Source organism: Janthinobacterium lividum (assembly GCF_011601275.1).
Lineage (GTDB): Bacteria > Pseudomonadota > Gammaproteobacteria > Burkholderiales > Burkholderiaceae_D > Janthinobacterium > Janthinobacterium lividum_E.
This window is the reverse complement of record NZ_JAAOLY010000016.1, coordinates 62,398-75,434: the sequence shown is the minus strand read 5'-3', so window position 1 is coordinate 75,434 and position 13,037 is coordinate 62,398. Positions and strand designations below refer to the sequence as shown.

Below are 13,037 nucleotides of genomic sequence, written 5' to 3'. Positions count from 1 at the left end.
TTTACTCGGCGGCGCGCCACTCGCTCAGGTAGTGCTGCGGCGTGCGGCCCAGGATGCGGCGGAACATGGCGCTGAAGGCGCTGGGGCTGGCGTAGCCCAGCGCATAGGCGATGGCGGCCACGCCTTCGCCCCGGTCCAGGCGGCAGAATGCCTCGGCCAGGTGGACTTGCTGCAGCCATTGGCGGTAGTGCAGACCCGTTTCCTTGGGAAATAAGCGGATCAGGGTGCGCGCGCTGGCGCCCGCGTCCTGCGCCCAGTCCTCGATGCTGCGCCGGCTGCCGGGCGCGTCCATGATGGCCGAGCAGACGGCCACCAGGCGCCGGTCGCGCGGCCAGGGGATGGCGAGGGGCACGGTATCGGCGGCCGCCAGTTCCGACAGGATCAGGTGCGCCAGCCAGTCGCCGCGCCCCTCTAGCGTATATTCGACCGGTTCGGCCAGCAAGGCCAGGATCAGCTCGCGCAACAGCCGGCTCACTTCCAGCACCTTGCAATCGGCGCCATATCGGGCCGCCACCTGCGCGTCGATGTACACGGTGCGCATGCTCAGTTCGCTCAAGATGTGGACTTCATGCACGATGCCCACGGGGATCAGCAGGGCGCGCCGCGGCGGCAACATCCACACGCCGTGCTCGGTGGACACGCGCATCACGCCTTCCGTTGCATACAGCAGTTGCGCCCGTACATGGCTGTGCGGCGCCGTGTACTCGCCCGCCACGTATTGCCGCGACATGGCCGTCACGGGGCGCGGCACATGCTGGTAGTCGTGCGAGCTGGTGCTGCGGCTGAACGGCACGCCATCGGGGTGGGTCTGGACGAGTGGTTGGGTGTACATGCTGGTCGTTGGAGGGGCACCTAGTTGTCACTTGGGCGACGATTATTGGAAGTTATCAGTTCAATGACCATACTATACTGGCTTCTTTGCCGGGCCGCCCGCCGTGCCCGATTATTGCGGATGACACATGCACACAACCACAACTGCTCCAGCATTGGCCAAGGCCGTGCCGGCGGCGCCCTCGCTTCATAGCTCCCAACAACAATCCGGTCTGGCCATGCACATCCTGGGCGCCGTCGCCTTCGTGCATTTGCTCAATGACTTGATCCAGGCATTATTGCCGTCGATTTATCCGATGCTGAAAGCCGAGTTTTCACTCAGTTTTACCCAGGTCGGCCTTATAACCCTGACGTTCCAGTGCACGGCATCGTTGCTGCAGCCCTGGATCGGCTTGTACACGGACCGCCGTCCGCTGCCGTTCCTGCTGCCCGTCGGCATGTGCTTTACCCTGGCCGGCGTGCTGATGCTGTCCGTCGTCTCGACCTTTCCCACCCTGCTGATCGCCGCCGGCCTGATCGGCGTCGGTTCGTCGACCTTCCACCCGGAAGCGTCGCGCGTGGCGCGCATGGCCTCGGGCGGGCGCTACGGTTTTGCCCAGTCGCTGTTCCAGGTGGGCGGCAACGTCGGTTCCGCCCTGGGCCCGCTGCTGGCGGCCGCCGTCATCGTGAACCGTGGCCACGGCAATATCGCCTGGTTCAGCCTGCTGGCCGTGCTGGCCATCGGCGTGCTGTACAAGGTCAGCCACTGGTACAGCGGCCACCTGGCCAGCTTCAAGCCGAAGACGGGCGGACACGGGCCTAACCTGTCGCGCAACAAGGTGATGGGCGCGCTGGGCGTGCTGGCCTTGCTGGTATTCTCGAAGTACATCTACATGGCCAGCCTGTCGAGCTATTACACGTTCTACCTGATCGACAAATTCCACCTGTCGCTCGGCGATGCCCAGTTGTACCTGTTCCTCTTCCTCGCCGCCGTGGCGGCCGGCACCTTCATGGGCGGCCCCATCGGCGACCGCATCGGCCGCAAGCGCGTGATCTGGATTTCCATCCTGGGCGCCGCGCCATTTACCCTGCTGCTGCCCTACGTCGACCTGTTCTGGACGGCCGTGCTGACTGTGATCATCGGCTTCGTGATTTCATCCGCGTTTTCCGCCATCGTCGTCTTCGCGCAGGAACTGGTGCCGGGCAAGGTGGGCATGATCGCGGGCATTTTCTTTGGCCTGATGTTCGGCGTGTCCGGCATCGCCGCCGCCGCCATGGGACACCTGGCCGATATCGCCGGCATCGCCTATGTGTACAAACTCTGTTCCTACCTGCCGCTGCTGGGCATCCTGACGGTGCTGCTGCCGCATATCGAGCAGGCGAAAAAATAAGCTGGCGTCGCGGGAGGGCTTGACGGCCCGCCCGCGCGCATGCGATATTGTCTCCATGATCTCTTCCATCCTCCATCCAGTCCTTGCATACCGCGCCGCCGCTGCGCTGTGTCCGTGTACCTGGCTTCGCGAGGATGCGGCCCGGCGCCGTTAAACTTTTTACTCCTCATTCCGATGGCCACAGCGTTGAAAAACCTGTGGCCATTTTCTTTTTCCGCAACGCGCATGAAAGTCCCGCATGACACTTCATTTGTACGACACGTATAGCCGCAGCCTGCGGCCCTTCGAAACCATCACCCCGGGCCAGGCGGGTCTGTACGCTTGCGGTCCCACCGTCTACGACTACGCGCACATCGGCAACCTGCGCACCTATCTGTTCGTCGACGGCTTGCGCCGCGCGCTCGAGTTCAACGGCTTGCAGGTGCGCCACGTGATGAACATCACGGACGTGGGCCATTTGACGTCGGATGCGGACAGCGGCGATGACAAGATCGAGGCGCGCAGCGCCCGCAGCGGCAAGTCGGCCTGGGACATCGCGTCTGAATTTACGCGCGCGTTCGAGGATGATTTGCGCGCGCTGAATATCCTGCCGCCCACCGTCTGGTGCCGCGCCACGGACCACATCGCCGAGCAGATCGCCTTCATCCTCGACCTGGAAGCGAAGGGCTATACCTACCGTACGGATGACGGCATCTATTTCGACACGACGCGGCAAAGCAGCTATGGCAAACTGGCGCGCCTGAACCGCGATGGCCTGCAGGCGGGGAAAAGGGTGGACCTCGGAGAAAAACGCGATATCTGCGACTTCGCGCTGTGGAAGTTCAGCGGCGTGCCGGGACAGCGGCAAATGGAGTGGGACAGCCCGTGGGGCCTGGGTTTTCCGGGCTGGCATATCGAGTGCTCGGCCATGGCGGAAAAGCACCTGGGGACGTACTTCGACGTCCATTGCGGCGGCGAAGACCACGTGGCCGTCCACCACAGCAACGAGATCGCGCAAACGGAAGCGCGCCACGGCACGCGCCTGGCCAACTTCTGGCTGCACGGCGCTTTCCTGAAAACACAGGATGCGAAGATGTCGAAATCTTCGGGCGACTTTTTACGCTTGCACAGCCTGGTGGAGCAGGGCGTCGATCCGCTGGCTTACCGCTACCTGTGCCTGGGCGCCCACTACCGTAGCAGCCTCAATTTCACGGACGAAGCGTTGCGCGCCGCCGCCAGCGGTTTGGCGCGCCTGCGCGTCAGCGTGCATGGCCTTGGCGAAGCGCAAGGTGAGGCCGCACCTGATCCCGCATGGCTGGCGCGTTTCGCGGCGCAGGTCAACGATGACCTGAACTTTCCACGTGCATTGGCCGTGGCCTGGGAGCTGCTGAAAAGCGGGCTGCCGGACGCCGTGAAAAAGGCCACGATGGCCCGCTTCGATGCGGCCCTGGGTCTCGACCTGCTGGCCTGGCGGCCGGCGCAGGTGGCCGTGCCGCAGCCGGTGCAGGCGTGGATGGCGGAACGGGCCGTCGCCCGCGCGCAGCGCCAGTGGGCCGAGGCGGACCGCTTGCGCGAATTGGCGCGCGCGGCTGGCTATGACATCGATGATACGCCGCAGGGGCAACAGGCGCGGCCTTTGTGAAGATGTCCGGCATAATGGCCGCATGATGACACTGGAGATGCCGTGAAGCGCCGTTTGCTGCTACTGAGTTGTTGCCTTGCCTTTTCTGCCGCCCGGGCGGCCAGCGAATGCCCGGGCTTTCCCGCGCTGGCCACATCGGGCGAGGCGTTGCTGGCGCAAGTGCGCGCGCTGCCGCCCGTCGGCATCGACCGTGAACGGCAGGCGTGCGCGCCGGCGACCGTCATCGATTTCGCCTACAGCGGCGGGGTGCTGTGCAGTTTTGGCGCGGGCAAGGAAGCCGTGGATGCGGCGACGGCCGCCGTCACGCGGCTGGCCGACGGCGGGGAACTGGTCGAATACCTGTATCTGTTCCCGTATGCGCCGTCCTCGCACGCGCGTTTGCTGGCGCTGCTGGCCGCGCGTTTCAATCAAGTCGACAAGGCGGCCTGGCCGGCCTTCCTGCAGCGCGTCACGCCGGGCAAGGAAACCACGGCCCTGTTCACCCATGGCGGCTACCATATTTCGCTGGGCAAGCCGACCGCAGGCGATCCTGCCGACTGGTATTCGAACGTGATCTTTGAAAAGGTGGATAAACCTGCCTTGGGCGTGCGCAAGGTGTGCCGGGAAGGGCGCGATGGCTGAAGCGGATGCCTTTCCGGCCGCATTGGCCGGCACCGTGGCGCAGCTGCTGCCCGTGTTGGCAGATGGCCAGTTGCATGCGCCCGTGTGGCCGTTTTCGGTGTGCCAGGATGGCGAGGCCTTGCGGATCCCCTCGCGCACCTATTACGACAGCGAGCGGCTGCTGGCCTGTACGCGGCTGCCCGGCGACGCGGGCGTGATCGCCCTGTGCCTGGGCGCGCGCCACCATGACGGCCATGTGCGCGAAGCGTGTTTGAGGCAGTTGCTGCTGCAGGAGCGGGCGTGGACGGTGCCGTTTGTCGTGCACCTGTGCGGCGAATACGTGCTGGAGATTATCGAGGTGATTGGCGCGGCGCTGCCGGCCTGGAATGCCGATGCACTGGCGCGCTACCTGCGGGAGAACCCCGCCTATGTGGACACGCTGGAGCGGCGCAGCATCAGTTACTGGAGCTGCTACTACCGCGGGCGCTATCCCTTGTGGGAAGACTATCCGGGACGCAGGACCATGGCGGCCCTGCGTGCCTTGCAGGCGCTTACGCTTCGATAAAGCGCATCTTGAAGCTGCGGCCCTTGATGTTGCCGAAGTCGCGGCCCAGGGTATTGCCCGCGTTCAGGCGCTTGAAGGCCGCTTCGGCCACCTTGCGGTCCAGCGCCACGTAGGTCATGAATTCGAATACGTTGATCTTGCCCACTTGTTCCTTGGTGAGGCCAGCGTCGCCCGTCAGCGCGCCCAGCAAGTCGCCCGGACGCAGCTTGTCCTTCTTGCCGCCCATGATGCACAGGGTGACCATCGGCGCCGGCAGCGCCTCCATGCCGTCATCTTCCGCCAGTCCCTTCAGGTCGTGCCATTCGGCGGCGCTGTTCTGGTATTGCTCGATCAGTTTGACCCATTTTTTCTCGTTCGGCGCGCACAGCGACAGGGCCAGGCCCTTCTTGCTGCCGCGGCCCGTGCGGCCGATGCGGTGGATGTGCACTTCCGTGTCCTTCGACACATCGACGTTGATCACGGCGCCCAGGTCGGAAATATCGAGGCCGCGCGCGGCCACGTCGGTGGCCACCAGCACGGAGCAGCTGCGGTTGGCGAACAGCACAAGGATTTCATCGCGCTCGCGCTGTTCCAGTTCGCCGTACAGGGCCAGCGCGGAAAAGCCTTGCTGGCGCAGTTCGTCGGCCAGCTCGCGGCAATGCACCTTGGTGTTGCAGAAGGCCAGGGTCGATTCCGGCTTGAAGTGCTTGAGCAGTTTGCCGACGGCGCTGTTGCGCTCGTCGAAGCCGATTTCATAGAAGCGCTGCTCGATCTTGTCGTTGTCGTGCTGCGCCTCGACCGTCACTTCCAGCGGATTGACGAGGAACGACGCGGTGGCGCGGCGGATGTCTTCCGGATACGTGGCCGAGAACAGCAAGGTCTGGCGGCGCGCCGGGCAGGCGCTGACGATGCCGGCGATTTCTTCATAAAAGCCCATGTCCGTCATGCGGTCCGCTTCATCGAGCACCAGGGTTTGCACGTGATTCAGGTTGATGGTGCCGCGGCCCAGGTGGTCGCGCAAACGGCCCGGCGTGCCGACGACGATGTGGGCGCCGTGCTCCAGCGAGGCGATTTGCGGGCGCATCGGCGCGCCGCCCGTGAGGGTCAGGATCTTGATGTTGCCGGCCGCGCGGGCCAGGCGGCGCAGCTCATTTGCCACCTGGTCTGCCAGTTCGCGCGTGGGGCACAGCACCAGGCCCTGCACGGCGAACCAGGCCGGATTGAGCTTGTGCAGAATGCCGATGCCGAAGGCGGCCGTCTTGCCGCTGCCCGTTTTCGCCTGGGCGATCAGGTCGCGGCCATCGAGCACCGCCGGCAGGCTTTGCGCCTGGATGGTGGTCATCTCGTGGTAGCCGAGCGAATCCAGGTTGGCCAAAAAGGCGGGCGTCAGGGGCAGGCTGGAAAAAGAAGTGGTGGCGGAGGTGGTGTTCATAGGGGCGTAGCCGGTAAAAAGCGGGTGGATGGGCACAGTCTACAGGCGATTTACGCCCTTGTGCGGATGATGATAAAGCCGGCGGCAAACGGCCGCCCGCGTTGGAAAATCAGGTATCGGGGGCCCAGATGGGCAAGCCGGTGAGATCGAGTCCGGCGTCGCGCGTCCACACGGGCAAGCCCGTGGCGTCGGTCGGCTCCAGCAACTCGAGCTGCACCTGCTTCAAAGCCACCTTGCGCGCGCGCGGGCGGCGCTGCGGTTCAGGCGCCGGCGCTGGCGCCTCGGGCGCTGGCGGCGGGCCGAAACCGGGCAAGTCGATGGTGGCGTTGTCTTTTTTATCTCTCATTTGCTAACCTCTGTCCCTGGCCTGCGAAAGCCAGGGGGCGGGCAAGATGCTGCCTGCCTATGTCTATACGCTTTAACTTCATCCACAAAACAAAAGCCCGGCTACTGGAGTCGGGCTCATTGTTGGGACAAGCTGCAGGAAAACTTCTCCTGCGGATTTAAGTGCGGCACGCAGTGTATCACAGGCGTGCCGCATTGTGGGTGGCTTAGCGGAAGCTCAGAGTGCCAGTAAGGTCGCCCGGCGGCAGCGCGCCGCGCGATGCAAACGCATCGTTGCGCACTTTCAGCCCTTCGAGCAGGGGCAGGTCATGCAGGCGCGTGATCAGGCGCAGGATCGACGTCGTGTCATAAAAACTGTGGTCGACGGCGCCTTTCTTCGCGTACGGCGAGACGACGATGGCGGGAATGCGCGTGCCCGGACCCCAGCGGTCGCCTTTCGGCGGCGCCACGTGATCCCACCAGCCGCCGTTTTCGTCAAACGTGATCACCACGATCATGTCCTTCCACTGCGGCGATTCCTTCAAGTGCTGGATGACGTTGGCCACGTGCTGGTCGCCCGATTCGATATCGGAATAGCCGGCGTGCAGGTTCAGATTACCCTGCGGCTTGTAGAAGGTCACGGCCGGCAGCTTGCCCGCCACGGCGGCGGCGAGGAATTTGTTCGAAATCGGGCTGTCGCCCGTGCCGCCATCGCGCAGATGCTCGGCGCGCGCGGCGGTGCCAGGGGCGAACTGCTTGAAGTAGTTCAGCGGCTGGTGGTGGAACTGGAAGTTCGGTTTGCTGCCGCCGCCTTTTTGGTCGAGGGCCGCTTGCCAGCCGCCGCCATACCACGCCCAGCTGACGCCCTTGCGTGACAGCAGGTCGCCGATGGTGTCATAGGTTTGCGGCGGCAGGGTGTTCGCGTCGGCCGGGTCGGCATGCAGCGGGTCGCCGTCGAAGGCGGGGCGGATGTAGCTCGGTTGATATGGCGGGGCCATGGTGTTGACGGCATAGCCGTCCGGCGTGAGGGCGCCGTCATTGACGTATTTCGGCTTGCCATCGAGCGCCGAGGCGGGGCAGTCGGGCGAGATCGCCAGGCGCACGCCTTGCGGGCCGTCGGACAGCACGGCGATCTTTTTCTTTGCCGCCGTCTCGGCAGCGTTGAAGTATTCGTTGGCGCGGCCGGTCACCAGGAACTGGTGGTTCATGTAGGAGCCGCCGAAGGCCGCCATGAAGAAGTTGTCGCACAGGGTGTACTGCTCGGCGATCTGCCACAGGTTCAGGTTTTTCGACGTTTCGCCGTAGTGACCCATCACCAGGCCGCCGCTGTCGGCCCACGCGGCAAAGCCGTCGTTCTTGCCGCCGTTGATCTGCATCTGGTTGTTATAGAAGCGGTGCACGAGGTCGCGCGTGATGATGCTCTCGGGCAGGGGTTTGCCGGCCGCGTCGCTCAATTTGTAGGGAGCGTTGGGCAGGCCGGAAATCTGGTCTTCCTTGATCAGGTAATCGGTGCCGCCGATATTTTGCTGGTTCGGCACGAGGCCGCCCCAGATTTTCGGCAGGGTGGCCAGCGGCTTGCCGTCGCGGTCCAGCTGCTGCGCCTGCTCAGCCGTGACGGCGGACAGGGGCGAGCTGGTGCCGGGGAAGTTGGCGAACAGGTTGTTGAAGCTGCGGTTTTCCAGGTAGATCACGACCACGTTCTTGACGTGCGCCTTGAGTTTCGCGTCGAGCGAACCCTTGGCGATGGTTTTTTTGGCGGGCGCGGCATCGGCCAGCGCGGGCAGGCTGGCGGCCAGGCCGACTGCGGATGCGGCCTGGAAAATGCGCCGGCGCGAGGGATTGGCGGGTTGGTCGGCCGGATCGGCTGGCAGGGCGGGGGCGAGGTCCTTCACACATTCTCCTTGGGTGTCTCTATGGGCACGGGCGTTGGCGGCAATGGCCGGCAACGCCCGTGAAGCGGGAAAATTGTATCACCGGCCCTGCGCCCCTGTGAAATATTCAGCCCAGCTCTGGCCCTAGAACTGGTAGCGCACCTTCAGCGCCACCTTGCGCGCCGGGCCATACATGCCCGAGTACCACCAGTCCGACACGGAAGCCGTGTACTGCTTGTCGAACAGGTTGGCCACGTTGACGGTGGCCGACAGCTTGTCGTTGACGTCGTAGCGCGCCATCAGGCTGGTCACCGAGTACGCCTTCTGTTCCCAGTGCAGGGTACTGTTGATCTGCCACGCGTCGATGTCCGAATACACGCGGCTTTGCCAGTTCACGCCGCCGCCCACCGTCAGGCGATGCAGTTCGCCGGGCAGGCGGTAGGTGGTCCACAGCTTCACCAGGTGGCGCGGGAAGGTGGTCTGGATCGCCTTGCCGGTATTGTTTTCCGTCTGGCTGTACGACCACGAGGCAGACACGTTCCAGTCCTGTGTGATGGCGCCCGTCGCTTCCAGGTCGATGCCCTTGGTATCGGCGCCCTTGATGGTGCGGAACGCCGGATCGTTGGAGCCGGGCAGGGTATAGCCCGGATCCGATTCGGCCAGGTTTTTCTGGCGGATCAGATATAGCGCGGCGGACGTGTTCAGGCGGCCGTCGAACCAGCCGCTCTTGATGCCCGCTTCAAAGGTCTTGCCCTCGCGCGGCGCCAGCAGCTTGCCGTAGCGGTCTTGCGAGGCTTGCGGCTGGTAGATGGTGGAGTAGCTGGCATAGGCGCTGTGCGTGCCATCGATGTCGAACACCAGGCCGCCATACGGCGTGAAGACGTTGCTGTCCGATGCCGGGGACGCGCTATAAAATGGCACAGTGGGCGCGTCCGAGATGTAGTTTTCGCTATAGCGCAGCACTTTTGCGCCGGCGATCAGTTTCAGTCGTTCGGACAGCGTAAAGCGGCTGGCCGCGTAGGCGCTGGCCTGGCGGCGCGTACTGTCGTAGGTGACGAAGGTATCGCCAAACACGGGCGTTGCCGTGCGATTCCAGCGGTACAGGTTGACGGGCTGGCCCTGGATGTTCTTGTCGAAGCGGCCATCCGTCGTACTTTGAAATTCGTTGTAGTCCATGCCCAGCACCAGTTCGTGCTGGCGGCCGAATGCGCTGAACGGGCCGCGCACGTTGACGTCCACGCTGTTGATCTGGAGCTGGTAATCGCGGTAGTCGGCGCTCATGCGCAGGCCATCTCCCGTGGCCTGGTCGGGAAAGGCGCTACTCACGTTCATGAACACGGAGCGCTCTTCCTGCGAGGACTGCACGCGGTTGGCCGAGATTTTCAGTTTCCAGTCGTTCGTCAGCGCGTGTTCCAGGGTGACGAAGAGGTCGGTCGAATTGCTGCCGAAGCGGTTCGACTTGGCGGCCGGGCTGAAAGAGCGCGGCAGGTCCGTCATCGTGCCATTGCTGTAGAACAGGGGAAAGCCCAGGTAGGACAAGGATCCGTTCGAGCGCTTGCGCTGGTGCGTGACGCCGGCCGTCAGCTTCGTGTCGCGTGAAAGATCCGCCTCGAGCACGCCATACACGACTTTTTTATCGTGGCTGTAGTTGTCGATGATGCTGTCGCCTTCCTCGTACAGCGCCACCAGGCGGCCGCGCACGGTGCCTGCCTCGTTGAGCGGGCCGGCAATGTCGGCCATGCCGCGCCGTTCGTTGCGGGAAGCCAGCTCGCCCTCGACGGACGCCTGGAACTGCGCCGTCGGCTTCTTGCGCACCATGTTGATGGCGCCCGAAGCGTCGCCCGCGCCCGTCATCAGGCCCGAGGCGCCGCGCAGCACTTCGATGCGGTCGTACAGCGCCATGTCGGCCAGGCTTTGCGACGGTATCGCATTGAGGCCCAGGTTTTCCGAATGCGTGCTGACGCCATCGAGCTGGTAATTGGTGATCGCATAGCCGCGCGACGTAAAGCCGGAGCGTTCGCTGCCCAGCGAGAACAGGGTGATGCCCGGCGCTTGCGCCATCACTTGCGCGATGGTGTTCAAGCCCTGGTCCTGCATGCGCTGCTGCGTGATGACGCTGACCGATTGTGGCGTTTCCCGGATCGACAGGCCCAGCGGCGTTGCCGTGGTGATCGGCAGGGGGGAGACATACGCGCCCGAGCCTTCCGTCGCATCCTGCTGCGCCTTGACCGACACTTCCGGCATCATCGCCATCGCTTCGCCACCCGCCACCGCATCGGCCGGGCGCAGCACATAGCTGCCGTTGGCGCTGCGTTCGGCCTTCAGGCCTGTGCCGCGCAGCACGCCGTTCAGGGCGGCCAGCACCTCGTGGCGGCCGCTCAAGCCCGCCGACGTCTTGCCGCGCGTCTGTTCCGGCGTGAAGCTGAGGATGACACGCGCCTGGCTGGCGACCTGGCGCAACGCGGCCGACAAGTCGCCTGCCGGTATCTGGAAGTCGAGAGCGGCCGCTGCGGCCGCCGCGCTTTCCTGCGCCTGGGCTGGCGCTGGCATATTCAGCAGCAGGGCCGAACCGATAAAGACGAGTTGAATGGCATACGCCATGGGTTTGATGCGCGGCTTGGAATGAATGGCAGGAGACATGGTTACCTTGTGTTGTAGTCGTCAAAAGAACTTTTCATACACAGGTCACGCGAGAATCTAAAACGGGTACTTTTTTTTCGCTGGCGTCACAATATATTTTCAGCGTGGCTGGCGCGCCTCGACCTGCACCCAGTAGCGCGTGCGCAGGCGCACGTCCACGGGCAGCGAGTCGGGCAGCGACAGCAGCACGGCGTCCAGGTCGGCCAGCGGGAAGACGCCGGAGATGCGCAGGCCGGCGACGGCGTCGTCGCAGCCCAGCAAGCCGTGGCGGTAGCGGCTCAGTTCATGCAGGAAGTCGCGCAGCGGCATGGCGTCGGCCAGCAGCAGGCCCTGGCGCCAGGCCCAGACGTCGGGCGAGACGGCGTGCGCGGGCAGGGTGCCTTGCGCCGTCATGCCGCCGCCCTGGCCCGCGCGGATCACCGGGTTGGCATCGCCATGGCGCGGCATCAGCCGGACGGCGCCTTCCTCGACGGCGACCAGCGTGCTGCCATCGGCCTGGCGCACCGAGTAGCGCGTGCCCAGCGCCTGCGCGTGGCCTTGCGCCGTTTCGACGAGGAAGGGGCGGTAGGGCATGCCCGTTTCGCGGGCGGTGGCGATGAACACTTCGCCCCGCACCAGTTGCAGCAGGCGCTGCGTGCCCGTGTAGCGGATGTTGACGGCGCTGTCGCTGTTCAGGTGCAAACGGCTGCCGTCGGGCAGGCTCAGCTCGCGGCGTTCGCCCACGCCGGTGGACAGGTCGGCCAGCGCGGCGCGGGCAAATCCGGGTGCGTATTCCGAGCGCGCGCCGAACCAGCCCGTGACGCCGATGGTGGCTGCCCATGCCAGCAATTGCAGGCTGCGGCGGCGCGAGATAGGCGAGGCAGGGCGGGAGCGCTGTGTCAACGCCTTGCGGCTGGCCTGCGCATCGAGTTCGCGCAAGCCGCCGCTGGCGCTTTCGATGTGTTTCCACGCCCGCTCATGATCGGGATGCGCCTGGCGCCACTGCTGCCAGGCCGTTTTTTCCGCCGGCGTCGTTTCGCCGCTCATCAGGGTGGCCAGCCATTCGGCCGCCTGCATGGCGATGGCCAGGTCGATGGGCTGGCCCTGGGCGTAGACGGTGGCGGCGCGCATGTCAGGAGGCGGCAAAATCGGGCACGGCAAAAAAACACAGCAGGTTGGCCTTGCTCAGGTATTTTTTGACGGAATGCGTGGTGGTGCCCAGTTCGGCGGCGATCTCGGCGTAGGTCATGCCGTCCAGGTGGGCCAGCAGGAAAGCGGCCCTGGCCTTGGCGGACAGCTGGTCCAGCGCACGGTCGACCAGCTGCAGCGATTCGAGCAGGATGGACATCGCTTCCGGCGACGGCGTGCACGCTTGCGGCTGGTGCAGCAGGGCGTCGAGGTAGGCCCGTTCGAGCTCTTCGCGCCGGCAGTGGTTGGCCAGCAGGCGCTTGGCGATGGTGGCCAGGAAAGGGCGCGGCTGCGCGATCCCGGCGCTGCTGCGCGCAACGAAAATCTTGATGAAGGTATCTTGCGCCAGATCGCCCGCCAGCCCCGCATCGTGCAGGCGGCGCTTCAGCCAGTGCAGCAGCCACGAGTGGTGCTCGGCATACAGGGCCTGGAAATCGGACGGCGGGGAAGGGGCGGACAGCATGCGGACGGGATCGGATATCTTAATCTAAATGAGAATTGTTCTCATGATAGCGCAGCGGCGCACGCCAGGCAATCAGGAAAGCGCGGCGTTGCTGAAATGCGACTGCGCGTCCGGGTCACGCGCGGCGCCGGATTTGCGCTGCCGCACGACAGATGTAAAAGTTTCCTTGGTGCA

11 protein-coding genes are annotated in these 13,037 nt (G+C 64.8%); 4 read left to right on the top strand and 7 right to left on the bottom strand.

From position 1 onward, the window contains the following. Nucleotide 1: 1 nt before the first annotated feature. Nucleotides 2-832 carry an AraC family transcriptional regulator gene (locus tag GYK42_RS22205; RefSeq protein WP_166449245.1) on the bottom strand — a complete coding sequence of 277 codons (831 nt, stop codon included), beginning with the start codon at nucleotides 830-832 and terminating at the stop codon, nucleotides 2-4. Between the two features lie 127 nt (nucleotides 833-959). On the opposite strand from GYK42_RS22205, the gene GYK42_RS22200 reads away from it, so the two are divergent. The 4 genes from GYK42_RS22200 (at nucleotide 960) to GYK42_RS22185 (ending at nucleotide 4,987) form a co-directional block, all read left to right on the top strand. Next, nucleotides 960-2,201, top strand: a complete 1,242-nt coding sequence (locus GYK42_RS22200; RefSeq protein ID WP_166449244.1) for an MFS transporter — start codon at nucleotides 960-962, stop codon at nucleotides 2,199-2,201. 238 nt (nucleotides 2,202-2,439) lie between these two features. Next, nucleotides 2,440-3,822, top strand: coding sequence for a cysteine--tRNA ligase (gene cysS, locus GYK42_RS22195; protein WP_166449243.1), 1,383 nt, complete (start codon nucleotides 2,440-2,442; stop codon nucleotides 3,820-3,822). Between the two features lie 42 nt (nucleotides 3,823-3,864). After that, nucleotides 3,865-4,443, top strand: coding sequence for a hypothetical protein (locus GYK42_RS22190; protein ID WP_166449242.1), 579 nt, complete (start codon nucleotides 3,865-3,867; stop codon nucleotides 4,441-4,443). After that, nucleotides 4,436-4,987 carry a hypothetical protein gene (locus GYK42_RS22185; protein ID WP_166449241.1) on the top strand — a complete coding sequence of 184 codons (552 nt, stop codon included), beginning with the start codon at nucleotides 4,436-4,438 and terminating at the stop codon, nucleotides 4,985-4,987. Before GYK42_RS22190 ends, GYK42_RS22185 begins: the two co-directional genes overlap by 8 nt. On the opposite strand, the gene dbpA is transcribed toward GYK42_RS22185, so the two are convergent. The 6 genes from dbpA to GYK42_RS22155 form a co-directional block, all read right to left on the bottom strand. Continuing rightward, a complete protein-coding gene (gene dbpA / locus GYK42_RS22180) occupies nucleotides 4,974-6,398 on the bottom strand; it encodes an ATP-dependent RNA helicase DbpA (RefSeq protein ID WP_166449240.1) in 1,425 nt (474 codons plus the stop codon). The two genes, GYK42_RS22185 and dbpA, sit on opposite strands and share 14 nt — an antisense overlap. A gap of 109 nt (nucleotides 6,399-6,507) precedes the next feature. Beyond that, nucleotides 6,508-6,744, bottom strand: coding sequence for a hypothetical protein (locus GYK42_RS22175; RefSeq protein WP_166449239.1), 237 nt, complete (start codon nucleotides 6,742-6,744; stop codon nucleotides 6,508-6,510). Between the two features lie 205 nt (nucleotides 6,745-6,949). Next, entirely contained in the window at nucleotides 6,950-8,614 is a 1,665-nt protein-coding gene (locus tag GYK42_RS22170; protein ID WP_166449238.1) for an acid phosphatase, read from the bottom strand. Nucleotides 8,615-8,737: 123 nt separating this feature from the next. Beyond that, nucleotides 8,738-11,233, bottom strand: a complete 2,496-nt coding sequence (locus GYK42_RS22165) for a TonB-dependent siderophore receptor (RefSeq protein WP_166449237.1) — start codon at nucleotides 11,231-11,233, stop codon at nucleotides 8,738-8,740. 99 nt (nucleotides 11,234-11,332) lie between these two features. Beyond that, nucleotides 11,333-12,343: a FecR domain-containing protein gene (locus GYK42_RS22160; protein WP_166449236.1), complete on the bottom strand. Its 1,011-nt coding sequence runs from the start codon at nucleotides 12,341-12,343 to the stop codon at nucleotides 11,333-11,335. A 1-nt stretch (nucleotide 12,344) separates the two neighbouring features. After that, on the bottom strand, nucleotides 12,345-12,863 hold the full coding sequence (locus GYK42_RS22155; RefSeq protein ID WP_128139868.1) for a sigma-70 family RNA polymerase sigma factor: 519 nt from the start codon (nucleotides 12,861-12,863) through the stop codon (nucleotides 12,345-12,347). Nucleotides 12,864-13,037: the final 174 nt, after the last annotated feature.